This window comes from Croceibacterium sp. TMG7-5b_MA50 (assembly GCF_039830145.1).
Classification (GTDB): domain Bacteria; phylum Pseudomonadota; class Alphaproteobacteria; order Sphingomonadales; family Sphingomonadaceae; genus Croceibacterium.
Genome location: NZ_CP156082.1, coordinates 2,535,740 through 2,561,258, shown reverse-complemented (window position 1 = coordinate 2,561,258; position 25,519 = coordinate 2,535,740). Strand labels below are relative to the sequence as shown.

Below are 25,519 nucleotides of genomic sequence, written 5' to 3'. Positions count from 1 at the left end.
TTCCTTTCATTGCCGCATCTGCGAACCTGTCGGGCGGCGGCGCCGGCCGGTCAGCCCAGGCGATAGGGGACCGTTCCGCGTTCGTCCGCGCTGACGATCAGCTCCCGCCCGACCGGCGGAAAGGCGCGCTGTTCGCACAATTCGCGCGGGCAGATGCGGCACGATATGCCGATCGGCGTCGCCCCGTTGCCGCCGACATCCAGCGTGTCGGCATAGACGAACTCGGCCGCATGCTCCGCCTCGCAGCCCAGCGTGACGGCATAGCGGCGGCTGGGCCGGGCGAAGCTGCTGGACTGCTTCACGAGCCCCTTGGCCATGACGACATAGCGGGCGCCGTCCGGCGTTTCGGCCAGCTGCGTCAGGATCCGGTCGGGGATGCCCGCCGCCTCGTGCACGATCCACAGCGGGCAGGCCCCGCCGAAGCGGGCGAATTGCAGCCGGGTCGCCGAATGCCGCTTGGTGATGTTGCCTGCCAGGTCCACCCGGCCGAAGAATACCGGCACCCCCGCCGCGCCCGGCCGCTGCAGCGTGGACAGGCGGTGGCACACCTGTTCGAAGCTGGTGCCGAAACGGACGCGCAGGGCGTCCACATCGTGGCGCAGCTCCCGCGCGGCGGCGCGGAAGGGGCGGTATGGCATCAGCAGCGCGCCGGCGGTGTAGTTGTTGAGGCCAATCGCCAGCAGCCGTCGGGCCTCTTCCGACCTGAGGCCGGAGGCGGCGATGGTCGCCTTGACCAGCCGGCCGATCTCCAGTTGCACGATCTGGTATGCCATCAGGAAATGCTGGCTTTCGGGCGGCAGTGCGGGGTCGATCATCAGCGTGCGCGATGCCCGGTCGAACCGCCGCACCGGTGCACCCGCGCGGGCCTGGCGCAAGGGGCGGATGCTGACGCCGAGCTTCGCCAGCCGTGCCGGCACGCCCTGCACCACGCCCTGGCCATCGGCATCGATCTCGCCCGCGATCCGCTCCGCCTCCCGGTCCAGCGCGTCGATGTAATTGCCCTGTGCGTGGAACCAGTCGCGCACCTCGTCCCACGGCAGGGCGTTGGCATCGCCACGCTCCAGCGCATCGTCCAGCGTGCGCAATTGCGCCTGTCCGCGGGCATGGGCGTCGTGCAGCAGCACCAGCCATTCGACCAGTTCGGGCTGCCGCCGGATCGCCCGGCGCATGGCCGCCTCGCTGATCGCGGGACCGGGCAGCGCGGGATCGCCTACCGCAGCGGACAGGCGCGCCAGCATCGTCTCCCCAGGCTCCGCAAAGACGTCGCCCCATTCGTCGGGGAAGGCGCGGGCGAAGGCGACCAGCACCGCATCGCTGAGCGGCCGGGCGTCGGATTCGATCTGCGACAGATAGCTGACGGAGATACCGACCCGCGCCGCCATCGTCCGCTGGTTGAGGCCCAGTCCGCGCCGCAATGTCCGGACCCGTGCCCCGGCAAAGACCGGCTGCTTCGGCGCGCCGGCCTCCTCGTCTGTGTTGATTTGCAAATCACGACCCCCAATTTCGCAAATCCACATTTGCATGGGGCAAGCCTGCATGGAAGAGGGTAGCCATGAATAATCCGCATCGCAAACCGCTGCCCGGCACCGATCTCGACTTCATCGACGTCCGCGCGGCGGTGGAGGCGCTGCGGCCCGGCGCCTATGACCGGCTGCCCTATGTCGCCCGCGTCCTGGCTGAACAATTGGTGCGCCGCGCTGACCCGGCGGAGCTGCCGGGATATCTGGAGCAGATCGCGAACCGGCAGCGCACGCGCGACTTCCCGTGGTACCCGGCGCGCGTCGTGTGCCACGACATCCTGGGGCAGACCGCCTTCGTCGATCTCGCCGGCCTGCGCGACGCGATCGCGGCGGAAGGCGGCGATCCCCGGCAGGTCAACCCGGTGGTGCCGACGCAGCTGATTGTCGATCACAGCCTGGCGGTGGAGCATGGCGGGTATGACCCGGACGCCTTCGCCCTGAACCGCGCGGTGGAGGACCGGCGCAATGCCGACCGGTTCCATTTCATCGACTGGTGCAAGTCCGCCTTCGCCAATGTGGACGTGATCCCCGCGGGCAACGGCATCATGCACCAGATCAACCTCGAAAAGATGAGCCCGGTGGTGCAGGTGGCGGATGGCCTTGCCTACCCCGACACATGCGTCGGCACCGACAGCCATACGCCGCATGTCGAAGCGCTGGGCGTGATCGCCGTCGGCGTAGGCGGCTTGGAGGCGGAGACGGTGATGCTCGGCCGGCCCAGCATGATGCGCCTGCCGGTCAGCGTCGGCGTGCGGCTGACGGGCACCCGGCCCGAGGGGATCACCGCGACCGACATCGTGCTGGCCATCACCGAATTCCTGCGCAGCGAACGCGTGGTGGGCGCGTGGCTTGAGTTCTTCGGCCCCGGGGCGGACGGGCTGACCGTGGGCGACCGGGCGACGATCAGCAATATGTGCCCCGAATACGGCGCCACCGCCGCGATGTTCTTCATCGACCGCCAGACGATCGACTACCTGTTGCTGACCAATCGTTCGCCCGATCAGGTGCGGCTGGTGGAGGCCTATGCCAAGGCGACCGGGCTGTGGGCCGATGCGCTGGCGACGGCCGAATACGACCGCGTGCTGGAATTCGACCTCTCCAGCGTGGAGCGCAACCTGGCCGGGCCCTCCAACCCGCACAAGCGCCTGCCCACCGCCGCGCTGCAGGCGCGCGGGGTGGCGCATGATCTGCCAGGCGCGCTGGCGCAGGAGCGGGAGAGGCTGATCCCCGACGGCGCGGTGATCATCGCGGCCATCACCAGTTGCACCAACACCAGCAATCCACGCAACGTGATCGCCGCCGGGCTGGTGGCGCAGAAGGCCAATGCGCTGGGATTGCAGCGCAAGCCATGGGTCAAGACCAGCTTCGCCCCCGGTTCGCGCGTGCCCGCGCTGTACCTGGAGGAGGCGGGCCTGCTGACGGAGCTGGAGCAGCTCGGCTTCGGCATCGTCGGCTTCGCCTGCACCACCTGCAACGGCATGTCGGGCGCGCTGAACCCCGTCATCCAGCGCGAGATCGTGGAACGCGATTTGCACTCCGTCGCCGTGCTGTCGGGCAACCGCAATTTCGACGGACGCATTCACCCTTACGCAAAGCAGGCCTTCCTCGCCTCCCCGCCGCTGGTGGTCGCTTATGCCATCGCCGGCACGATCCGCTTCGATATCGAGGCTGACGTGCTGGGCGAAACTCCCGATGGCCGCCCGGTGCGCCTCGCCGATATCTGGCCCTCCGATGCGGAGATCGACGCGGTAATCGCCGCCCATGTGAAGGCCGAACAGTTCCGCGAGGTATACGAGCCGATGTTCGCCCGCGACCTCCATGGCGATGCGGCGGCGGACCCGCTGTATGATTGGCGCGCGGAATCGACCTATATTCGCCGCCCGCCCTATTGGGACACCGAAGGGCTGGGCGCGCTGGCCGCATCGCCCCGCACGCTCAAGGGCATGCGTCCGCTGGCGATCCTGCCGGACAACATCACCACCGATCACCTGAGCCCGTCCAACGCCATCCTGCCGACCAGCGCGGCGGGCGAGTACCTGACCAGCATGGGCGTGCCGGAGGAGGATTATAACAGCTACGCCACCCATCGCGGCGACCACCTGACCGCGATGCGCGCGACCTTCGCCAACCCGCAACTCGTGAACGAGATGGCGGTGGTGGACGGCGCGGTGCAGCGCGGATCGCTGGCGCGGGTCGAGCCAGACGGCACGGTGATGCGCATGTGGGAGGCGATCGAGACGTACCTCCAGCGCCGCCAGCCGCTGATCATCATCGCCGGCGCCGATTACGGGCAAGGCTCCAGCCGCGACTGGGCGGCAAAGGGCGTGCGGCTGGCCGGCGTGGAGGCGATCGTCGCCGAAGGGTTCGAGCGGATCCACCGCACCAACCTGATCGGCATGGGCGTGCTGCCGCTGGAATTCACGCATGGCACCACCCGCTTGGGACTGCGGCTGGACGGGACGGAGACCTACGATGTGCGGGGCGAACCTGCCGCCGGGGCCGAGCTGACGCTCGCCATCCATCGCCGCGACGGCAGTGTGGAGGAGGTGCCGGTGCTCTGCCGCCTCGACACGGGCGAGGAGGTGTCGATCTGGCAGGCGGGCGGCGTGCTGCAACGCTTCGCGCAGGACTTCCTGGCGGAAGGAGCCGCAGCATGAGCGCGCAGGTCCGCATTCCCGCCACCTATATGCGCGGCGGCACCAGCAAGGGCGTGTTCTTCCGCATGGCCGACCTGCCCGAACGCTGCCGCGTGCCGGGACAGCCACGCGACCGGCTGTTCCAGCGGGTGATCGGCAGTCCCGATCCCTATGGCGCGCAGATTGACGGGATGGGCGGGGCGACCTCCTCCACCAGCAAGTGCGTGATCGTGGGGCCGGCGACAGTGGCGGATCACGATGCGGATTACCTGTACGGGCAGGTGGCGATCGGTGACGATTTCGTCGACTGGTCGGGCAATTGCGGCAATCTTTCGGCCGCCGCCGGCGCCTTCGCCATCCATGCCGGGCTGGTCGATCCGGCACACGCCGTGGAAAGCATCTGCACCGTGCGCCTGTGGCAGGCGAACATCGGCAAGACGATCATTGCCCATGTGCCGGTGGCGGATGGCGCGGTGCAGGAGGTCGGCAGTTTCGAACTGGACGGCGTGACCTTTCCCGCCGCCGAGATCGTGCTGGAATTCATGGACCCGGCGGAGGGGGAGGGCGCGCTGTTCCCGACCGGAAAGCCGGTGGACGTGCTGGATACGCCCGATGGCCCGCTGGATGCGACGCTCATCAATGCCGGCATCCCCACCATCTTCGTGCGTGCAGGCGACATCGGCTACACGGGCACGGAACTGCGGGAGGCGATCAACGGCGATCCGGCGGCGCTCGCCCGGTTCGAGGCGCTGCGCACCCTGGGCGCGCTGAAGATGGGCCTGATCGCGCATGCCGGAGAGGCGGCGCAGCGGCAGCACACGCCCAAGATCGCCTTCGTCTCCGCCCCCGCCGCCTACACCACAGCCGGCGGCCGGCAGGTGGCGGCAGGCGAGATCAACCTGAATGTCCGCGCGCTTTCCATGGGCAAGCTGCACCACGCGATGATGGGCACCGCCAGCGTCGCCATCGCTGCCGCCGCCGCCGTGCCGGGCACTCTGGTGGCGGAGGCGGCAGGGGGGCCACGCACCGGCGTCACCTTCGGCCACCCGTCGGGCACCTTGCGCGTCGGGGCGGAGGCGACGGAGCGCGATGGACAATGGACCATCACCCGCGCCGTGATGAGCCGCAGCGCCCGCATCCTGATGAGCGGCGAGGTCCATGTGCCCGCCGACGCCTTCTGACCCCGAACAAGAACAAGAAACAGGACCCAAGAGGATGACCGACACCACTGCCCCCGGCTTCAAGCCGAAGAAATCCGTCGCCCTGTCCGGAGTTGCCGCCGGCAACACCGCCTTGTGCACGGTCGGTCGCACCGGCAACGACCTGCATTATCGCGGCTACGACATCCTCGACTTCGCGGAAGAGGCGGAGTTCGAGGAGGTCGCCCACCTGCTGGTCCATGGCCGCCTGCCGACGAAAAGCGAGCTCCACGCCTACAAGCTGAAGCTGAAGGCCATGCGCGGCCTGCCGTTGCCGGTGAGGGAGACGCTGGCCGCGCTGCCCGCCGCGACGCATCCGATGGACGTGCTGCGCACCGGCGTCAGCGCGCTGGGCTGCGCCCTGCCGGAGAAGGACGATCACAATCTGCCCGGCGCGCGGGCGATCGCCGACCGGCTGATGGCGTCGATGGGCTCGATGCTGCTGTACTGGTATCATTGGAGCCACAATGGCCGCGAGATCGAGGTGCAGACCGACGATGACAGCATCGCCGGCCACTTCCTGCACCTGCTGCGCGGTTCGCCTGCCCCCGACAGCCATGTGCGCGCGATGCACACGTCGCTGATCCTGTATGCGGAGCACGAGTTCAACGCCTCCACCTTCGCAGCAAGGGTGATCGCGGGGACGGGCAGCGACATGCATTCCGCCATCACCGGCGCGATCGGCGCGCTGCGCGGGCCAAAGCATGGCGGCGCCAACGAGGTCGCGTTCGACATCCAGCAACGCTACGCAAACCCGGACGAGGCGGAGGCCGACATCCGCGCGCGGGTGGCCGCGAAGGAGGTCATCATCGGCTTCGGCCACCCGGTCTACACCGTGGCCGACCCACGCAACGAGGTGATCAAGCGTGTGGCTAAGGGCCTGGCGGACGAGGCCGGCGCGCTGAACCAGTACGCCGTCGCCGAACGGATCGAGAGCGTCATGGCCGAGGTTAAGGCGATGTTCCCCAATCTCGATTGGTTCAGCGCCGTCAGCTACCACCTGATGGGCGTGCCGACGGCGATGTTCACTCCCCTGTTCGCCATCGCCCGCACCAGCGGCTGGGCGGCGCATGCGATCGAGCAGCGCCAGGACAACAAGATCATCCGCCCCAGCGCGAACTATGTCGGGCCGGAGAACCTCCAGTGGGTGCCGATTGGGGAGCGGAACTAGCTCCGCACATTCGATCTGCTGCACACACACGTCTACTGAAAGAACGTCATGCCCTACCTCCTCGCCGCCGACCTGCCCCATGAACCCGCCGGCAAGCGGTTCCGCGATGCGCTTGCCCGTCCCGGCATCTACCAGCTGCCGGGCGCGCATAACGGGCAGGCGGCGATCCAGGCGCGCAATGCCGGGTTCGACGGGCTGTATCTGTCGGGCGCGGCGATGACCGCCAGCATGGGGCTGCCTGATCTGGGCATTATCACGGTGGACGAGGTCGCCTTCTTTATCAGGCAGATCGTGCGCGCATCGGGCCTGCCGCTGCTGGTGGATGGCGACACCGGCTATGGCGAGGCGCTGAACGTCATGCACATGGTCCGCACGTTTGAGGATGCGGGCGCGGGGGCGGTGCATCTGGAGGACCAGATCCTTCCCAAGAAGTGCGGCCACCTGAACGGCAAGAACCTGGTCAGTGCGCAGGACATGGCCGCCAAGGTCGCTGCCGCGGCCAAGGCGCGGCGTGATCTGGTGGTGATCGCCCGCACCGATGCCGCGGGCGTCGAAGGCTTCGACGCGGCGGTGGCCCGGGCCAAGCGCTACATGGACGCAGGCGCCGACGCGATCTTCCCCGAAGCGCTGAACACGCGCGACATGTTCGAGAAGTTCGCGGCGGCGATGCCCGGCGTGCCGCTGCTCGCCAACATGACCGAATTCGGCAAGACGCCGTTCTTCACCGCGACCGAGTTCGAGCAGATGGGCTACAAGCTGGTGATCTGGCCCGTGTCGAGCCTGCGCGTCGCCAACAAGGCGGTGGCGGACCTGTATGCCTCCATCCGCGAACATGGCGGCACGCACAAGATGGTGGACCGCATGCAGACCCGCGCGGAGCTGTACGACACGATCGGCCTCCATGACTTCGAGGCGCTGGACGCCAGCATCGTGCAGACAATCGTGCCGCAGGGGACGCCCGACCGGGGCTGACACGGGGCACCCCGCCCTTGCCGATGGCAAGCCCCGCCTCCATCTGCGGCGCATGGCCGAGACCCACGCACTGCCGGACGGCCGGCGCATCGCCTACCGGCTAACCGGCGATAGCGGGCCGACGATCATCTTCCTGCCGGGCTACATGTCCGACATGACCGGCGGGAAGGCGACCGCCCTGTTCGAGCAAGCGCAGGCGATGGGCCATCGCTGCCTGCTGCTGGATTACAGCGGCTGCGGCGCCAGCGAGGGCGATTTCGCCGACGGCACGCTGACCCGCTGGGCGGAGGAGGTTGCCGCGTTGGCCGACGCGCTCACCACCGGGCCGCTGGTGCTGGTGGGGTCGTCCATGGGCGGGTGGCTGATGCTGCTGGCGGCGCTGCGGCTGCAGGATCGTGTCGCCGGGCTGATCGGCATCGCGCCAGCACCCGATTTCACCGACTGGGGTTTCGACCCGGCCGAACAGGCGCAGCTGGCCCGGGGCGAGACGCTGTGGCGGCCCAACCTCTACGGCCATCCGCCCACGCCCACGCATCCGCTGTTCTGGGCCGACGGGCAGGCCAATCGCCTGCTCGGCGCGCCCATCGCGCTCACCTGCCCGGTGCGCCTGCTGCATGGGCAGGCGGACGATGTCGTCCCCGCTTCGCTGTCGCTGCAACTGGCCGAACGGCTCGACGCCACGGATGTGGAGGTCACGCTGGTGAAAGGCGGCGATCACCGGCTGTCCTCCCCCGAACAGATCGCATTGCTGCTGCGCACTGCCGCGGCGCTCATCGAAGGCATATCATGACCAAGCTGTCCGTGCTCGACCTCGTGCCCATCCGCGAAGGGGAGGGTCCATCCGAGGCGCTCGCCGCCGCCGCCCGCCTGGCGCAGGTGGCGGAAGAAGTGGGCTATCACCGGTTCTGGGTGGCAGAGCATCACACGATGGTGGGCATCGCCGGTGGCGCCACGTCCGTCGTGCTGGGGCATATCGGCGCCGCCACGCGCACCATCCGCATCGGGTCCGCCGGGATCATGCTGCCCAACCATGCGCCGCTGCTGATCGCGGAACAGTTCGGCACGCTGGACGCGCTGTTCCCCGGCCGCGTGGACCTCGGCCTTGGCCGCGCGCCCGGCGCCGGGCCGATCCTGGGGCAGGCCTTGCGCAAGGACCTGCACCGCGCGGCGGAGGCCTTCCCGCAGGACGTGGCGGAGCTGCAGGCGCTGCTGACGGGGGAGCCGCAATTGCCGATCGTGGCGACGCCGGGACTGGGCGCCAATGTGCAGATGTGGCTGCTGGGGTCGAGCCTGTTCGGCGCGCAGCTCGCCGCGCGGCTCGGCCTGCCCTACGCCTTCGCCAGCCATTTTGCGCCCGACCACCTGGATCAGGCGCTGTCCGTCTATCGCAGCCAGTTCCGCCCGTCGGCGGCGCTGGACCGTCCCTATGTCGCCGCCGCCATGAACGTGTTCACGGCCGAAACCGATGCGGAGGCAGAGCTGCTGGCGAGCAGTCAGGAACAGTCCTTCGTTCGCCTGCGCAGCGGCGATCCGGGCAAGCTGCCGCCACCGGTGCCGGGTTATCGTGACACGCTGCCGCCATCCGCGCTGGCGATGATGGATGGCATGATGCGGGTCCGCGCCGTTGGCAGCCCCGCCACCGTGCGCGCCGCCATCGGCCGCTTCGCGGAACGGACCGGCGCGGACGAGATCGTCGTCGCGGGTGCGACATACGACCCGGCGGCGCGCGAGGAGTCCCTGCGCTTGACGCAGGCCGCGCTCGCCTGACAGGGCTGGTCCAGAACAGAAGAGGACGTTGAAATGGCGACGATCGACACCGACGAGCAGGCGCTGAGCGCGGAGTTGCAGGCGCAGATGGCCCGGTCGCTGCTGCCCGGCGACCCGACACTGTCCCCCGATCGCCTGGCCGAGGCGGCCGCCTGCGTGCTGGAGGCTGCCCGCCGGCGCGATGGCGAGGAGCCCGCCGTGCTGATCCGCCGCGCCGCCGACGGCGAGCGGACCACGCGCATGGTCTTCATAAACACCGACATGCCGTTCCTGGTGGATTCGATCGCTGGCGCCCTTGCTGCGCATGGACTGCCGATCGACCTGCTGGTCCATCCCGTCCTGCCCGTCCACCGCGATGCCGACGGGCGGCTGCTGGCGCTGCCGACGGGCGCCGGCGCCGAAGGTGCCCCGCGGGAATCGATGATCTACCTGGAGACGGCGGCGATCGATGCCGGCGTCGCCACTGAGCTGGAGCGGCAGTTCGCGCTGACGCTGGCCGATGTGCGCGCCGCCGTCGCCGACTGGCCGCAGATGAAGGAGGCGCTTGCCGCCGATGCCGCAAGGCTGGGGGACAGCGAGGGCGCGGAACTGCTGCGCTGGCTGGCGGCGGACCGGGTCACGCTGCTCGGGCACCAGTTGCGCCACCGGGAAGGCGCCCCGGCCGATCTGAAGGGTATCTGCCGCGCGGGGGAACCTGACCTGCTGGCGGAGGAGACGCTGTCGCGGGCCTTCGCCTGGTTCGATGCCGATCCCGCGCGCGCCGCCGCCGCGCCGCTGATCGTGAAGGCCAACCGCGTCGCGCGCGTCCATCGCCGCGTGCCGCTGGACCTGTTCCTGGTGCCGGTGCTGGCGGATGGCCGCGTTACCGCCCTGTCGATCCATGCCGGCATCTGGACCAGTGCCGCCCTTGCTACCCCGCCCGAACAGGTGCCGGTGCTGCGCCGCCACCTGCACGACATCCTGGAACGCCACCGGCTGGCGCGCGGCAGCCACGATGCCAAGGGGCTGGTCCACGCGCTGACCGCGCTGCCGCACGACCTGCTGATCGGCTTCCCGGCGGATGACGTGGCGCGCGTCGCCACCACGATGATGGCGCTGACGGATCGCCCGCGTCCGCGACTGGAACTGGTACAGGCGCCGCTGGACCGGCACGTCTTCGCCTTCGTCTGGCTGCCGCGCGACCTGATCGGTTCGTCAATCCGGTTGCAGGTGCAGCAATTGCTGGAACGCGCCATCGGGGCGGAAACGCTGGACTGGTCGATGGAGGTGGAGGGCGGCGCACTCGCCACGCTGCGCTTCGTGCTGGACGTGCGCGGGCTGGCGGCACCGGTCGATCAGGCGGCGGTCGATGCGCGGCTGCAGGCGATGCTGCGCGGCTGGGCCGATGCCGTGGCCGATGCGGTCGGCGGAACGGACGGGCCCGCGCTCGCCAGCCGATATGCCGAAAGCTTCCCGCCGGCCTATCGCACCGCCTACGGTCCGGCGGAGGCAGCGGCGGACATCGCCCGGCTGCGCCATCTGTCCGACGCCGACCCCGACCGCCCGCTGGGCCGCGATGCGCGGCTGTACCGGGAGGCTTCCGACCCAGCGGATCAGCTGCGGCTGAAGCTGTACCAGGCAGGCGGCGCGATGCCGCTGTCCGATGCGGTACCTGCGCTGGAGAATTTCGGCTTCCGCGTGCTGGCGGAACTGCCGACGGAGCTGACCGGCGACACCCGCGACACAATCCACGATTTCCGCCTGCTGCTGACCGGCGGCGGCGATGCGGCCGCGCTGCTGGCCCGCGCCGCCGCGATCGAGCCGGCGATCGTCGCCGTCATCAACGGCCGGGCGGAGGATGACGTGTTCAACCGGCTGGTCGCCACCACCGGCCTCGCCGCCATGGAGGCGGACTGGCTGCGTGCACTCTATCGCTATCTGCGGCAGACGGGTGTCGCCTTCACCATCTACACCGTGGTCGATGCGCTGCGCGGCGCACCGGGCGTGACCGCCGCGCTGGTGCAGTTGTTCCGCGTGCGGCACGATCCCGCCTTCTCCGGTGACCGCGATGCCGCCGCGCAGAAGCAGGCCGATGCGATCACCGCCGGCCTCGCGGGCGTGACCGCGCTGAACGACGACCGGCTGCTGCGGCTGTACTGGGCCGTCATCAACGCCGTGCTGCGCACCAACGCCTTCATCCCCGCCGGGCAGGAAGCGCTGGCGCTGAAGTTGGACAGCGAGGCTGTGCCCCGCCTGCCGCGCCCCGTGCCATGGCGGGAGATCTGGGTCTATTCGCGCCGGGTGGAAGGCATCCACCTGCGGGCCGGCCCGGTCGCGCGTGGGGGCCTGCGCTGGTCCGACCGGCGCGACGATTTCCGGACGGAGATCCTGGGCCTGATGAAGGCGCAGCGGGTGAAGAACGCCGTCATCGTGCCGACCGGAGCCAAGGGCGGCTTCTATCCCAAGCAACTGCCCAGCCCCGCCGTGGACCGCGATGCATGGTTCGCCGAAGGGACCGCCAGCTACAAGCTGTTCATCCGCACGCTGCTGTCCGTCACCGACAACATCGTGGGCGGGCGCACCGTGCACCCCGATGGGGTGGTGGTGCGTGACGGCGCCGATCCGTACTTCGTCGTCGCGGCGGACAAGGGCACGGCGACCTTCAGCGACACGGCCAACGCCATCGCGGAGGAGCGCGACTTCTGGCTGGGCGATGCGTTCGCCAGCGGCGGTTCCAACGGGTACGACCACAAGGCGATGGGCATCACCGCGCGCGGTGCTTGGCTTTCCGTCCAGCGGCACTTCCTGGAACGCGGCATCAACGTGCAGACGGAGCCGGTGCGCGTGGTCGGTTGCGGCGACATGTCGGGCGACGTGTTCGGCAACGGCATGCTGCTGTCCAAGGCTCTGAAGCTGGTGGCGGCGTTCGATCACCGGCACATCTTCATCGACCCCGATCCCGATCCGGCGGCAAGCTGGGCCGAACGCCAGCGCCTGTTCGACCTGCCCCGGTCGAGCTGGGCGGATTACGACGAGGCCATCATCTCACCCGGCGGCGGCGTCTGGCCGCGCAGCGCCAAGCGGATCGAGCTGTCCGAACAGGCCCGCGCCGCCCTCGGCGTGGAGGCGGCGGAGCTCGACCCCGACGGCCTGATCGCCGCCATCCTGAAGGCGCCGGCAGACCTCCTCTGGTTCGGCGGCATCGGCACCTATGTGAAGGCGAGCACGGAGAGCAACTCCGATGTCGGCGACCCGGCCAACGATGCGCTGCGGGTGAACGCCGCCGACCTCCGCGTCGCGGTGATCGGCGAGGGTGCCAATCTGGGCATCACGCAAGCCGCGCGGATCGAATTCGGGCTGAATGGTGGCCGGTCCAACACCGACTTCATCGACAATTCGGCAGGGGTCGATTGTTCGGATAACGAGGTGAACATCAAGATCGCGCTCGCCGCCGCGAAGGCTGCCGGCCATCTGGACGAGGATGGCCGCCGCGCCGTGCTGCGCGAGATGACGGACGAGGTCGCGGCGCTGGTGCTGGAGGACAACCGGCTGCAGGCGCTGGCGCTGTCCATCGCCGAACGTGGCGGTCCGGCGGCGGTGCCATCCCTGTCCGCGCTGATCGACGCGCTGGAGGAGCGCGGCGACCTGGACCGCCGGACCGAAGGCCTGCTGCGGGCGGAGGAGCTGGGTCGGCGCGCGGCGGACGGCAAGGGCCTGACCCGGCCCGAACTCGCCGTGCTGCTGTCCTCCACCAAGCTGGTGCTGCAGGCGGCGATCGAAGACAGCAAGCTGGCCGATGACGACGCGCTGGAGCCGCTGCTGCTGGGCGATTTCCCCGCCACCATGCAGGACCGGTTCCGCCAGGAGATCCTGCACCACCAGCTCCGGACCGAGATCGTGGCGACCACGGTCGCCAACCGGATCGTCAATCGCATGGGCATCATCCATCCATTCGAGCTGGCGGCGGAGGAAAGTTCCGAATTGGCGCATGTCGCCGCCGCTTTCGTCGGTACATGCGACCTCCTGCGGATGGAGCCGCTGTGGGACGCGATCGATGCGACGCCGATGCCGGAGGCGGGGCGCCTGATGCTGTTCGAAACGGCCGCGCTGGCGCTGCGCGGGCACATGGCGGACCTGCTGCGCAGCGGGCCGGCCACCGCGCCCTCCGCGGCGATCACCGACATGGCGGAAAATGTCGCCGCGCTGGTCGACCATGTGGACGATCTGCTGGCGGCGGAGGCACGCGACCATGCCGGCGCGATCGAAGGCGCGCTGCGGGAAGCGGGCGCGCCGGACGAGCTGGCGGCTGCGGTCGCCCGTCTGTTCGCCATCGACGGCGCGATCGGCCTTGCCCGCCTGGCGCGCACCACCGGGCAGGACCCGGTGGCGCTGGCCAACGCCTTCATCACGCTGGGCGAGGAACTGGGGCTCGACTGGGCGCAGGCGCGCGCATCGGTCATGAACCCGTCCGACCCGTGGGACCGGGTGCTGGTATCGGGCCTTGCCCGTGACCTGCAGCAGATGCGCTTCGCCTTCCTGGCCGCGCGGCTGCACGGCACCCACCGGCCGGGCGATCCGTTGGCGGAGGTGCGCGGCTGGCTGGACAACAACGCCGCCGCAGTACGTGCGTTGCGCGGGCTGGTCGCGCGGGCACGCGCGGCGACGCCGCTGACCCCGGCGATGCTGGCGCATATCGCCAGTCAGGCGCGGAGCCTGCTGCAGCGATGAGTGCCGACATCATTCCGAACACCACCCCGACCGGCGCCGATGTCGTCATCGTCGGCACCGGCCATGCCGGCGCGCAGGCGGCCATCGCGCTGCGCCAGCAGGGCTTTGCCGGATCGATCCTGCTGGTCGGCCGCGACCGCGACCTGCCCTACGAACGGCCGCCTTTGTCCAAGGAATACCTGACGGGTGCCAAGAGCTTCGAGCGGATCCTGATCCGCCCGCCGGCCTTCTGGGCGGAACGGCAGATCGCCTTCCTACCCGGCACCAATGTGTCGCGGGTCGATCCGGTGGCGCACGAGCTGGGCATCAGCGGCGGGCGCACGCTCGCGTACGGCACACTGATCTGGGCGGCGGGTGGCGATCCGCGCCGGTTGTCCTGCGGCGGGGCGGACCTCGCCGGGATCCATGCCATGCGTGACCGCGCTGATGCCGACCGGCTGCTGGCCGAACTGGATGCGGGCGCGCGGCGCGCGGTGGTGATCGGCGCCGGCTATATTGGCCTCGAAAGCGCGGCCGTGCTGGTCAAGGCCGGCTGCGACGTGAGGGTGGTCGAACAGCAGGAGCGGGTGCTGGCCCGTGTCGCAGGCGCGGACCTCAGCGCCTTCTACCAGGCGGAGCACGAGGCGCAGGGCGTCCGCTTCCACATGGGCGCGGCGGTGGAATGCATCGAAGGTGACGGAGAACGGGTCACCGGCGTGCGACTGGCGGACGGCACCGTGCTGCCGGCGGACATCGTGGTGGTCGGCATCGGCATCGTGCCTGCGGTCGGCCCGCTGATCGCGGCCGGGGCGGCGGGCGCCAATGGCGTGGACGTGGACGAGTTCTGCCGCACCAGCCTGCCCGACGTCTACGCGATCGGCGACTGCGCCGCCCACGCCAACCGCTATGCCGGCAATGCCGTGATCCGGTTGGAAAGCGTCGGCAATGCCAACGATATGGCCAGTGTCGCCGCACGCGCGATCTGCGGCGACCCGCAGGGCTATGACGCGGTCCCGTGGTTCTGGTCCAACCAGTACGACCTGAAGCTGCAGACTGTCGGTCTGGCGCTAGGCCACGACGCCACCGTGCTGCGGGGGGACCCGGCGGCACGATCGTTCTCCGTCATCTATCTGCGCGGAGGGCAGGTGATCGCGCTCGATTGCGTGAACGCGACCCGCGATTACGCACAGGGGCGCAAGCTGGTGGAAGCGGGCGCGGTCATCGCGCCCGAGCTGCTGATGGACACCGAAACCCCGCTGAAGGCGATGCTCTAGGCCGTTCAGCGCCGGTTCGCCTTTGAATAGGCAGAACCGGCGAATGATCGACGCGCCCAACCGCCGCTCCTTCCTCGCCGCCCTGTTGGGCGGGCTGGCGCTGGCGGGGTGCGGGACGGCGGAGGCGCGGCCCTACCGCGTGCAGTTGAGCGAGGCGGAGTGGCGCCGGCGCCTGTCGTCGCAAGCCTTCCAGGTGTTGCGGGAAGACGCGACGGAGCGGGCCTATACCTCTCCGCTGAACCGGGAGAAGCGCGCCGGCACCTACGCCTGCGCGGGCTGCGGCAACGATCTGTTCGCCAGCCGCACCAAGTTCGAATCCGGCACCGGCTGGCCCAGCTTCTGGCAGCCGTTGGCGGGCGCGGTCGGCACCGATACCGACTTCACCATCGGCTTGCCGCGCACGGAAGTGCATTGCGCCGATTGCGGCGGCCATCTGGGCCATGTGTTCGACGATGGCCCGCGCCCCACGGGCAAGCGTTATTGCATGAACGGCGTGGCGATGACCTTTCGCCCGGCGTGAGCCTGCCTACACCGTATACTTCGCGGTTGTCTTGGCCGCCACTTCCTCCGCGCTGACGCCGGGCGACAGCTCCACCAGCCGGAACGGACTGGCATGATCGGGCCGGGCGAATACGGCGAGATCGGTGACGATCATGTCGACCACGCCCTTGCCCGTCAGCGGCAGGGTGCAGTGGGGAATGAACTTGGGCGTGCCGTCCTTCGCGGTGTGATCCATTACCACGATGATCTTCTTGACCCCCGCGACCAGGTCCATGGCGCCGCCCATGCCCTTGATCATCTTGCCCGGAATCATCCAGTTGGCGATGTCGCCGTCCTCGCTCACCTCCATCGCCCCCAGCACCGCCAGGTCGATGTGCCCGCCGCGGATCATGGCGAAGCTTTGCGCGCTGTCGAAATAGACCGAGTGCGGCAGTTCGCTGACCGTCTGCTTGCCCGCATTGATGAGGTCGGGATCGACCTCGTCCGGGTAGGGGAACGGCCCGATGCCGAGCATGCCGTTTTCGGATTGCAGCGTCACCTCCACCCCGGCGGGGATGTGGTTCGCCACCAAGGTCGGGATGCCGATGCCCAGATTGACGTAGAAGCCGTCCTCCAGCTCCGCCGCGGCGCGGGCGGCCATCTGGTCACGGGTCCAGCCCTTCACCTGCGTAGCCATCAGACCGCCTCCCTCTCGCGCGTGGTCACGAATTCGATCTTCTTGTCGTAGGGTGCGCCCACGATCAGCCGCTGGACGTAGATGCCGGGCAGATGGATCTGGTCGGGGTCGAGGCTGCCGGTCGGCACCAGTTCCTCCACCTCCACCACGCAGACCTTGCCGCAGGTCGCGGCGGGGGCGTTGAAGTTGCGCGCCGTCTTGCGGAACACGCAATTGCCCGCCTCGTCCGCGCGCCAGGCCTTTACGATCGACAGGTCGGCGAAGATGCCGCGTTCCAGGATGTAGTCCTGCCCGTCGAAGTTCTTGACCTCCTTCCCCTCCGCCACCTGGGTGCCGACACCCGTCTTGGTGTAGAAGCCGGGAATACCTGCACCACCAGCGCGCATGCGTTCGGCGAGCGTGCCCTGCGGGCAGAACTCCACCTCCAGCTCTCCGGATAAAAACTGCCGCTCGAACTCCTTGTTCTCGCCCACATAGCTGCTGATCATCTTGGCGACCTGCCGCGTGCGCAGCAGCTTGCCGATGCCTTCATTGTCGATGCCGGCATTGTTGCTGGCGAAGGTCAGGCCCGTGACGCCGCTGTCGCGGATCGCGTCGAGCAGCCGTTCGGGCAGGCCGCTGAGGCCAAAACCGCCGGCCGCGATCAGCATGCCGTCCCGCAGCACACCGTCCAGCGCCGCCGCCGCATCGGGATAGAGTTTGCGCATCACCTGACCTCCAGTGCCGTTCCCATGGGCAGTACCGGCGCGTGCTACGCAATCGGGCGGGGGCTGTCACGGGGGTTGCTGCCGCATCGGCGCAGCCGTTGCGATGCACAATGGCCGGGAACGGGGTCGAGCTACGTGTTTATACCAAAGATAGCGCGAACAATAGCATGTTTCCTGCTACTTACCTCGCTATGTTGCACGAATTGCACTGACCTTTGCGCGTTTCGCACTTGCGAGATGTCCCGCATCGGATCATAAGGGGCTTGCCTTTCAGGCATCCTCTCCCAAACTTTCCAAGCCCGGCTGGCAACGGCCGGGCTTTCTTTTTGCCCCGTTCCGCACCGTCGGGTGCGCCGACGCACGCTGGCCCTTTGCAATCGCCCGTGCCGCTTCCTAGCTGTCCCGTCCTGGATGGGTTGAAGGAGCTTGGGTGATGGCGGACGCGGATGCACGGGGCGCAAGCGATCAGGCCGTGCGCCTGCAGGTCGCCGCTGCCCGGCAGGAGGAAAGCGGCCGCGGGGTCGCCCGGATGCCGCGCGCGGCGTTCCAGGCGCTGGGCATCACCGAAGGCGACGCGATCGAGATCGAGGGCAAGCGGATCACCGCCGCCCTCGCCCTGCCCGCCTATGACGAGGATCAGTCGCTCTCCGTCGTCCGGCTGGACGGGCTGCAGCGCGCCAATGCGGAGACCGCGGGGGGTGAACACGTGCAGGTCCGCCGCGCCGAGCCGCGCGTCGCCACCCGCGTGGTGTTCGCGCCCGCGCAGCGGCAGATGCGGTTGCAGGGCCCGCCGGAGGCGCTGAAGCGCGTCTTCACCGGCAAGCCGCTGGTGCAGGGCGACCTGGTGGCGACACATGGCCAGCAGCCGGTGCAGAACGTGCCGGCGGAAGTACGGCGGATGTTCAACACGCCCGCCTATGCGCTGACGCAGATCCGCCTGCAGGTGGTCTCCACCGTGCCGCGCGGCATCGTGACCATCGGGCCGGAGACGGAGGTGGAGCTGCGGGCCGAGTTCGCCGAGGTGCGCGATGGCCGCGGCACCGTGAACTACGACGATGTCGGCGGCATGGAAGACACCATCAAGCAATTGCGCGAGATGGTCGAGCTGCCGCTCCGCTATCCCGAACTGTTCACGCGGCTGGGCGTCGATCCGCCCAAGGGCGTGCTGCTGCACGGCCCACCGGGCACCGGCAAGACCCGGCTGGCGCAAGCGGTGGCGAACGAGAGCGAGGCCGAGTTCTTCATCATCAACGGACCGGAGATCATGGGCAGCGCCTATGGCGAGTCCGAGAAGCGGCTGCGCGAGGTGTTCGAGCAGGCGGAGCGGGCGCAGCCGTCCATTGTCTTCATCGACGAAATCGATTCGATCGCGCCCAAGCGGCAGAACGTGCAGGGCGAGGCGGAGAAGCGGCTGGTCGCCCAGTTGCTGACGCTGATGGACGGGTTGCAGGCGCGCGCCAACCTGGTGGTGATCGCCGCCACCAACCGGCCCGACGCGATTGACGAGGCGCTGCGCCGGCCGGGCCGGTTCGACCGGGAGATCATCGTCGGCGTGCCGGACGAGCAGGGCCGGCGGGAGATCCTGGGCATCCACACCCGCGGCATGCCGCTGGGTGAAGGAGTCGACCTGAAGGAACTGTCACGCTCCACCCACGGCTTCGTCGGCGCGGACCTTGCCGCATTGGCGCGGGAGGCGGCGATCGAGGCGGTGCGGCGGATCATGCCGCGTCTCGACCTCGACGCACGCACCGTGCCGCCTGAGGTGCTGGAGGGCCTGTGCGTCGAACGTGGCGACTTCCGCGAGGCGCTGAAGCGGGTGCAGCCATCCGCCATGCGCGAGGTGATGGTGCAGGCGCCTACCGTGGGCTGGGCCGATATCGGCGGACTCGGCACCGCGCAGGAGAAGCTGCGCGAAGGCGTGGAACTGCCGCTGCGCAATCCGCAGGCGTTCGATCGGCTGGGCATCCGCCCGGCCAAGGGCTTCCTGCTGTATGGTCCGCCGGGCACCGGCAAGACGCTGCTGGCGAAGGCCGTGGCGAAGGAGGCGGAGGCGAACTTCATCTCCATGAAGTCGTCGGACCTGCTCTCCAAGTGGTATGGCGAGAGCGAGCAGCAGATCAGCCGCCTGTTCGCCCGCGCCCGGCAGGTGGCGCCCTGCGTCGTGTTCATCGACGAGATCGATTCGCTGGTGCCCGCGCGCGGCAGCGGCGGGGCCGAGCCGCAGGTGACCGCGCGGGTGGTCAACACCATCCTGGCGGAGATGGACGGGATGGAGGAGCTGAACTCCATCGTCGTGATCGGCGCGACCAACCGGCCGACGCTGGTCGATCCCGCGCTGCTGCGCCCCGGCCGGTTCGACGAGCTGGTCTATGTCGGCACCCCGGACGAGGCCGGGCGTGCGCATATCCTGTCGATCCACACGCGCGGCATGCCGCTGGCGGGCGATGTGGACCTGGCGCACGTCGCGGCGGAGACGGACCGCTACACCGGCGCGGACCTGGAGGACGTGGTGCGCCGCGCGGGCCTGCTCGCCATTCGCCGCGACGGGGAGAATGCGCGGGAGGTGACCGGGGCGGACTTCGCGCAGGCGCTTACCGAAAGCCGCGCCAGCGTCAGCGAGGCGACGGAGAAGGAGTACGAGGCCATGCAGGGCGAGCTGAAGCGCCGGGCGATGGAAGTGCGGCCGATCGGCTTCCTGACCGACGACATGGTGGAAAGCACCCGGCCATTCAAACATTGACGGCAGGTCGGCGTCATCCCGGCAAGGGTCGGGATGACGCCCCAGCCGCTGCTTGCACGTGGCGAATGATAGCGTTACCCTCTCTCGATAACACCGGGTGCCCTGGCAACCTGCGGTGCGTGGGGAGGAAGGCTGATGGTGCGTTCACAATTGCGGTCGCTGCGCTGGGGTGCGGCCATCCTGGCCATGGCGGCAGCGGTGCCGGCCCATTCGCGCGAGGCGCCAGCGCCGATGGATGCGGCGGCGTGGAACAGCGCGATCGACCAGGCGGAAAGCCGGGCCGCGGCGATCGTCGCCGAAATGACGCTTGCCGAGAAGGCCTCGCAGATCAAGCACGAGTCCCCCGCCATCGCCCGGCTGGGCATACCCGCCTATAATTGGTGGAGCGAGGGGCTGCACGGCGTCGCCCGCGCCGGCGAGGCAACGGTGTTCCCGCAGGCGATCGGGCTTGCCGCGACCTGGGACGTGCCGCTGATCCGGCAGACCGCCGACGTGATCGCCACCGAATTTCGGGCCAAGTACCTCGACACGCTGAAGCCCGATGGCAGCTCCGCCATCTACCACGGCCTGACCGTATGGTCGCCCAACGTGAACATCTTCCGCGATCCGCGCTGGGGCCGGGGTCAGGAGACCTGGGGCGAGGACCCGTTCCTGACCAGCCGCTTCGGCGTGGCCTTCATCCAGGGGCTGCAGGGCGACGACCCGAACGCGTTGAAGACGCTCGCCTCCGTCAAGCACTTCGCGGTCCATTCCGGGCCGGAGGCAGATCGCCATTTCGAGGATGTGCACCCTTCCGCCCACGATCTGGAGGACACCTACCTCCCTGCCTTCCGCGCCGCGGTGACGGAGGCGCGGGCCGAGGGGCTGATGTGCGCCTATAACGCGATCGACGGCATCCCCGCCTGCGCCACGCCGATGCTGGAGGAGATTGTCCGGCGCGACTGGGGCTTTCGCGGGCACATCGTGTCCGATTGCGCGGCTATTGCCGATTTCTTCAAACCCGAATCGCACAAATGGCAGCCTGATCCCGAACATACCGCCGCCGCCGCGATCGGCGCCGGCACCGACCTGTTCTGCGCCGAGTTCGGCCTCGACAAGAGCAGCGACCCCGCCATCATCGTGCGCGCGGTGGAACAGGGCTTGCTGCCGGAAGCGACGCTGGACCGCGCGGTGACGCGGCTGGTGACCGCGCGCATCCGGCTGGGCCTGATGGGCGACCGTTCCGCAAGCCCGTACGCCGCAATCACCGCTGACCAGTTCGACACGCCCGAACACGCGTCGCTGGCCAATCAGGTGGCGCGCGCATCCACCGTGCTGCTGAAGAATGACGGGCTGCTGCCGCTCGCCGCCGCGCCCCGGCGGATCGCGGTGATCGGCCCCAATGCGGACAGCGTGGATGCGCTGGTCGGCAATTACAACGGCACGCCATCCGCCCCGGTCACCGTGCTGGCGGGTCTGCGGGCGCGGTACCCGGATGCGGAAGTCACCTATGTCGAGGGGACCGGCCATACCGGCACCCCGCTGAAGGCCGTCGGCGCCGAACCGCTGGCCGGTGTACGGATGGAGGTGTTCGACAACCCGGCGCTCTCCGGCACGCCGGTGGCGACGAGCGAGGAGGAGGAGGAGGTACGTTTCCGCTGGGGCTACCCCACCCGCGCCGACCGCGCCGGCTCCGTCCGGTGGAGCGGCACGATCACCCCGCCCAACAGCGGCGCCTATCAGTTCCAGCTGCGTAGCTTCGACGGTTACCGGATCAGCGTGGACGGGCAGGAGATCGTCAATGCCTGGGACGCGGGCGAGCCCGGCGACATCGTCTCGCGCGATGCCGTGCTGACCGCGGGCAAGCCCGTAGCCATCGTGGTGGAGGCCAAGCAGAGCGGCACGCGGGGCGACCAGATGCTGATGTGGAGCGCGGCCGAGACGCGCAGCGATGCGGCCATCGCCGCCGCGCGCGACGCCGACCTGGTGGTCTACGCCGCCGGCCTCACTGCCAAGCTGGAAGGCGAGGAGATGCGCGTCAACGCGGCGGGCTTCGCCGGGGGCGACCGCACCAGCCTGGACCTGCCCGCCCCGCAGCAGGAATTGCTGGAACAGCTCCACGCCACGGGCAAACCCGTGGTGCTGGTGCTGATGAACGGCAGCGCGCTGGCGGTGAACTGGGCCGACGCCAACGTGCCCGCCATCATCGAGGCATGGTATCCAGGCGGCACCGGCGGGCGCGCGGTCGCCGACCTTATCGCGGGCGATTACAGCCCGTCAGGCCGTCTGCCGGTCACCTTCTACCGTTCGGTCGACGACCTGCCGCCCTTCAAGGAATACGGCATGGCGAACCGCACCTACCGCTATTTCGATGGCGAGGCGCTGTACCCGTTCGGTCATGGGCTGAGCTATACCAGCTTCACCTACGCCCCCGCGCGCCTCAGCCGCGATACCATCGCCGCCGGGGAGGCGGTGGAGGTGACGGCCACCCTGCGCAATACGGGCGCGCGCGACGGGGCGGAGGTGGTGCAGCTGTATGTGACGCACGATGCCCCCGGCGCGCCGGTGCGCGCGCTGCGCGCCTTCCGCCGGGTGGACCTCGCCCGCGGGGCGGAGCAGGAGGTCAGCTTCACGCTGGATGCCGAGGCGCTGAGCATGGTTGATGCCGACGGCCGGCGGGTTGTGCCCGCAGGTCCGATCCGCCTGTGGATCGGCGGCGGCCAGCCGGACCAGCGCGACGGTCTGCCGCAGGTCGCCGGCGTGGCCGCCGAGGTGCAGGTGACGGACGAACACGTCATCCGCTGAATATCGGCCTAGTGCGCGGCGTCCCACGTCGCGCCGTGGCCGATATCGATCGCCAGCGGCACGGTCAGTTCCACCGCCGGCGTCGCGGCCTCCGCCATCACCCGTTCGATCACCGGCTTGGCCGCCGAGACGTCGCCTTCCGGCATCTCGAACACCAGTTCGTCATGCACCTGCAGCAGCATCCGCACGTCGGGCAGGCCTGCATCGCGCAAAGCCGGTCCCATGCGGACCATGGCCCGCTTGATGATGTCGGCGCTGGTGCCCTGGATCGGCGCGTTGATCGCCGCCCGTTCGCTGCCCTGGCGTTCGTTGATCTGCTTGGAATTGATCCGCGGGAACCAGGTCTTGCGACCGAGCAGGGTTTCCGAATAGCCGCGCTCGCGCACGCTCTCCAACGTCTGCACGATGTAGCGCTGGATGCCGGGGAAGCGTTCGAAATAGCGGTCGATCATCGCCTGCGCCTCGTCCGCCTCGATCTCCAGCCGACCGGCCAGGCCCCAGCGGCTGATGCCGTACAGGATGGCGAAGTTGATCGTCTTGGCCCGCGCGCGGGTGTCGCGGTCGACCGTGCCGAACATCTCTTCCGCCGTGCGGCTGTGGATGTCCTGCCCGGCGGCGAACGCCTCCTTCAGCGGCGGCACGTCCGCCATATGCGCGGCAAGGCGCAGCTCGATCTGCGAATAGTCGGCGGCGACCAGCACGTTGCCCGGCTCCGCCACGAACGCCTCGCGGATCTGGCGGCCGATGGCGGTGCGGATCGGGATGTTCTGCAGGTTGGGGTCGGTGGAGGACAGCCGCCCGGTCTGCGCGCCGACCAGGCTGTAGCTGGTGTGGACGCGGCCGGTATCGGGATCGATCGCTGCCTGCAAAGCGTCGGTGTAGGTCGTCTTCAGCTTGGACAGCTGGCGCCATTCCAACACCTGCCGGGGCAGCGTCGCGCCCGACTGGGCCAGCTTCTCCAGCACGGTCTGATCGGTCGAATATTGCCCGCTCTTGCCTTTGCGCCCGCCCTGGTAGCCCATCTTGTCGAACAGGATGTCGCCCAGCTGCTTGGGGCTGCCGATGGTGAACTGCTGGCCGGCGGTCTCGAAGATCTCGCCCTCGATCCGCGCGATCTCCGTCGCGAACTCGCCCGACAGGCGTTCCAGCGCCTGCCGATCGACCCGAATGCCGTGGCGTTCCATGCCGGCGACCACCGGAATCAGCGGACGATCGACGGTTTCATATACGCGCGTGCCGCCTTCGGTCAGCAGGCGCGGCTTGAGATGACGGTGCAGCCGCCAGGTGACGTCAGCATCCTCCGCCGCATATTGCGTCGCGCGGTCCAGCGGCACCTGGCCGAACGGGATTGCCTTCTTGCCGGTGCCGCAGATGTCCTTGAACGTAAGGGTGGTGTGCTGGAGGTGGCGGGTCGCCAGCTCGTCCATCCCGTGCCCGCCGCCGATCCCATCCAGCGATCGCCCGGCATCGAGCGCGAAGCTGATGATCATGGTGTCGTCCACCGGCGCCAGGTGGATGTCGGCGCAGCGGGCCAGGATGTTGATGTCGTACTTGATGTTCTGGCCGACCTTCAGGACGGCATCGCTTTCCAGCAGCGGACGCAGCAGGTCGTAGGCGACGTGCCGCTCCACCTGCGGCGGCTTCTCCGCGAACATGTCGTCGCCGCCATGGCCCAGCGGGATGTAGCAGGCATTATTGGGGCCTAGCGCCAGGGAGATGCCCGACAGTTCCGCCTGCATCGCGTCGAGCGCGCTGGTCTCCGTATCGATGGCCACCATTCTCGCGGCGAAGGCCCGCTCCACCCAATGGGCCAGCCGCTCCGCGGTCTGCACACATTCGTAAGCGCTGCGGTCCACCGCCGGCATGTCGGGCAGCGGCTGGCGGTTGCCCTGCGGCGCCGCGGCGGCCGCGGTGCTGATCTTGACCGGGTTGAGGTTGATCGGCCGATCGGGGGAGCCGCGCCCGCCATCCAGCCGCTTCAGCAGGCTGGTGAAGCCGTGTTCGAACAGGAACGCGGCCAAGGGTTCGGGCGGCACGCCATCCAGCTTGAACTCGTCGAGCGGGATGGGAAGGTCACAATCCTCCTTTAACTGCACCAGCACCCGGCTGAGCTCCGCCATGGCGCGCCCTTCGATCAGCCGGTCGCGCAGCTTGCCCGCCTTCATCGTGGGCGCCGCGTCCAGCGCGGCGGTCAGCGAGCCGTGATCCTGGATCAGCTTGCTGGCGGTCTTGGGCCCGATGCCGAAGATGCCGGGCACATTGTCCACCGAGTCGCCCATTAGCGCCAGCACGTCGCCGACCAGTTCGGGCACCACCCCGAACTTCTCGATCACTTCGGGCACGTCGATGCGCTGGTTCTTCATGGTGTCGAGCATGTCGATGCAGCCGCCCTCGCAGCCATCGTCGGGCGCGCCGCACTGGCCGACCAGCTGCATCAGGTCCTTGTCGCTGGACACGATGGTCACGTCCCAGCCCCGGCGGGTGGCGGCGCGCGCGTAGGAGGCGATCAGGTCGTCCGCCTCCAGCCCGTCCTCCTCTATACAGGGCAAGGAGAAGGCGCGGGTCGCATCGCGGATCAGCGGGAATTGCGGGCGCAGATCGTCCGGCGGCTCGGGCCGGTTGGCCTTGTATTCGGCATACAGCTCGTTGCGGAACGAATGGCTCGCCTTGTCGAGGATCACCGCGAGGTGCGTGGGCCCGTCCGCCTTGTCGAGATCCTCCGCCAGCTTCCACAGCATGGTGGTGTAGCCATAGACCGCGCCCACCGGCGTGCCCGCCGGGTTGGTCAGCGGTGGCAGGCGATGATAGGCCCGGAAGATGTAGGCCGATCCGTCGACCAGATAGAGATGCTGCTTGCCAGCCGGTGTGTCCGCCATCGGCGTCCTC

Annotated in this window: 15 protein-coding genes; 11 read left to right on the top strand and 4 right to left on the bottom strand. The window is 69.1% G+C overall.

Annotated elements, in window-relative coordinates; translation table 11 throughout:
* Nucleotides 1–50 precede the first annotated feature (50 nt).
* Entirely contained in the window at nt 51–1,487 is a 1,437-nt protein-coding gene (locus tag V5740_RS12005) for a short-chain fatty acyl-CoA regulator family protein (RefSeq protein ID WP_347302713.1), read from the bottom strand.
* A gap of 65 nt (nt 1,488–1,552) precedes the next feature.
* Here V5740_RS12005 and acnD point away from each other — a divergent pair, with 65 nt between their 5' ends.
* Genes acnD through msrB form a run of 9 tightly spaced genes read left to right on the top strand, consistent with a single transcriptional unit; the run spans nt 1,553 to nt 15,745 of the window.
* Nucleotides 1,553–4,177 carry a Fe/S-dependent 2-methylisocitrate dehydratase AcnD gene (acnD, locus tag V5740_RS12000; RefSeq protein WP_347302712.1) on the top strand — a complete coding sequence of 875 codons (2,625 nt, stop codon included), beginning with the start codon at nt 1,553–1,555 and terminating at the stop codon, nt 4,175–4,177.
* Complete coding sequence (gene prpF, locus V5740_RS11995) at nt 4,174–5,337, top strand: 2-methylaconitate cis-trans isomerase PrpF (RefSeq protein ID WP_347302711.1); 1,164 nt, start codon at nt 4,174–4,176, stop codon at nt 5,335–5,337. Before acnD ends, prpF begins: the two co-directional genes overlap by 4 nt.
* A gap of 34 nt (nt 5,338–5,371) precedes the next feature.
* Nucleotides 5,372–6,526: a 2-methylcitrate synthase gene (prpC, locus tag V5740_RS11990; RefSeq protein ID WP_347302710.1), complete on the top strand. Its 1,155-nt coding sequence runs from the start codon at nt 5,372–5,374 to the stop codon at nt 6,524–6,526.
* A 48-nt stretch (nt 6,527–6,574) separates the two neighbouring features.
* Nucleotides 6,575–7,498, top strand: coding sequence for a methylisocitrate lyase (gene prpB / locus V5740_RS11985; protein ID WP_347302709.1), 924 nt, complete (start codon nt 6,575–6,577; stop codon nt 7,496–7,498).
* Between the two features lie 52 nt (nt 7,499–7,550).
* Complete coding sequence (locus V5740_RS11980) at nt 7,551–8,288, top strand: alpha/beta hydrolase (protein ID WP_347302708.1); 738 nt, start codon at nt 7,551–7,553, stop codon at nt 8,286–8,288.
* Nucleotides 8,285–9,265 (top strand): LLM class flavin-dependent oxidoreductase, encoded by a 981-nt coding sequence (locus V5740_RS11975; RefSeq protein ID WP_347302707.1) that lies wholly within the window; start codon nt 8,285–8,287, stop codon nt 9,263–9,265. The genes V5740_RS11980 and V5740_RS11975 overlap by 4 nt, the downstream gene beginning before the upstream one ends.
* A 33-nt stretch (nt 9,266–9,298) precedes the next feature.
* A complete protein-coding gene (locus V5740_RS11970; protein WP_347302706.1) occupies nt 9,299–13,972 on the top strand; it encodes an NAD-glutamate dehydrogenase domain-containing protein in 4,674 nt (1,557 codons plus the stop codon).
* Nucleotides 13,969–15,225, top strand: coding sequence for an FAD-dependent oxidoreductase (locus tag V5740_RS11965; RefSeq protein ID WP_347302705.1), 1,257 nt, complete (start codon nt 13,969–13,971; stop codon nt 15,223–15,225). Before V5740_RS11970 ends, V5740_RS11965 begins: the two co-directional genes overlap by 4 nt.
* 43 nt (nt 15,226–15,268) lie before the next feature.
* Nucleotides 15,269–15,745, top strand: a complete 477-nt coding sequence (gene msrB / locus V5740_RS11960) for a peptide-methionine (R)-S-oxide reductase MsrB (protein ID WP_347302704.1) — start codon at nt 15,269–15,271, stop codon at nt 15,743–15,745.
* A 6-nt stretch (nt 15,746–15,751) separates the two neighbouring features.
* On the opposite strand, the gene V5740_RS11955 is transcribed toward msrB, so the two are convergent.
* Nucleotides 15,752–16,402 (bottom strand): 3-oxoacid CoA-transferase subunit B, encoded by a 651-nt coding sequence (locus V5740_RS11955; protein ID WP_347302703.1) that lies wholly within the window; start codon nt 16,400–16,402, stop codon nt 15,752–15,754.
* Nucleotides 16,402–17,109, bottom strand: a complete 708-nt coding sequence (locus V5740_RS11950; RefSeq protein WP_347302702.1) for a CoA transferase subunit A — start codon at nt 17,107–17,109, stop codon at nt 16,402–16,404. Before V5740_RS11950 ends, V5740_RS11955 begins: the two co-directional genes overlap by 1 nt.
* A gap of 433 nt (nt 17,110–17,542) precedes the next feature.
* On the opposite strand from V5740_RS11950, the gene V5740_RS11945 reads away from it, so the two are divergent.
* Both V5740_RS11945 and V5740_RS11940 read left to right on the top strand, forming a co-directional pair.
* Nucleotides 17,543–19,849 (top strand): CDC48 family AAA ATPase, encoded by a 2,307-nt coding sequence (locus tag V5740_RS11945; protein WP_347302701.1) that lies wholly within the window; start codon nt 17,543–17,545, stop codon nt 19,847–19,849.
* A 135-nt stretch (nt 19,850–19,984) separates the two neighbouring features.
* A complete protein-coding gene (locus V5740_RS11940; RefSeq protein WP_347302700.1) occupies nt 19,985–22,633 on the top strand; it encodes a glycoside hydrolase family 3 C-terminal domain-containing protein in 2,649 nt (882 codons plus the stop codon).
* An 8-nt stretch (nt 22,634–22,641) separates the two neighbouring features.
* Here V5740_RS11940 and polA read toward each other — a convergent pair whose 3' ends face one another.
* Nucleotides 22,642–25,509 (bottom strand): DNA polymerase I, encoded by a 2,868-nt coding sequence (gene polA, locus V5740_RS11935; protein ID WP_347302699.1) that lies wholly within the window; start codon nt 25,507–25,509, stop codon nt 22,642–22,644.
* Nucleotides 25,510–25,519 lie beyond the last annotated feature (10 nt).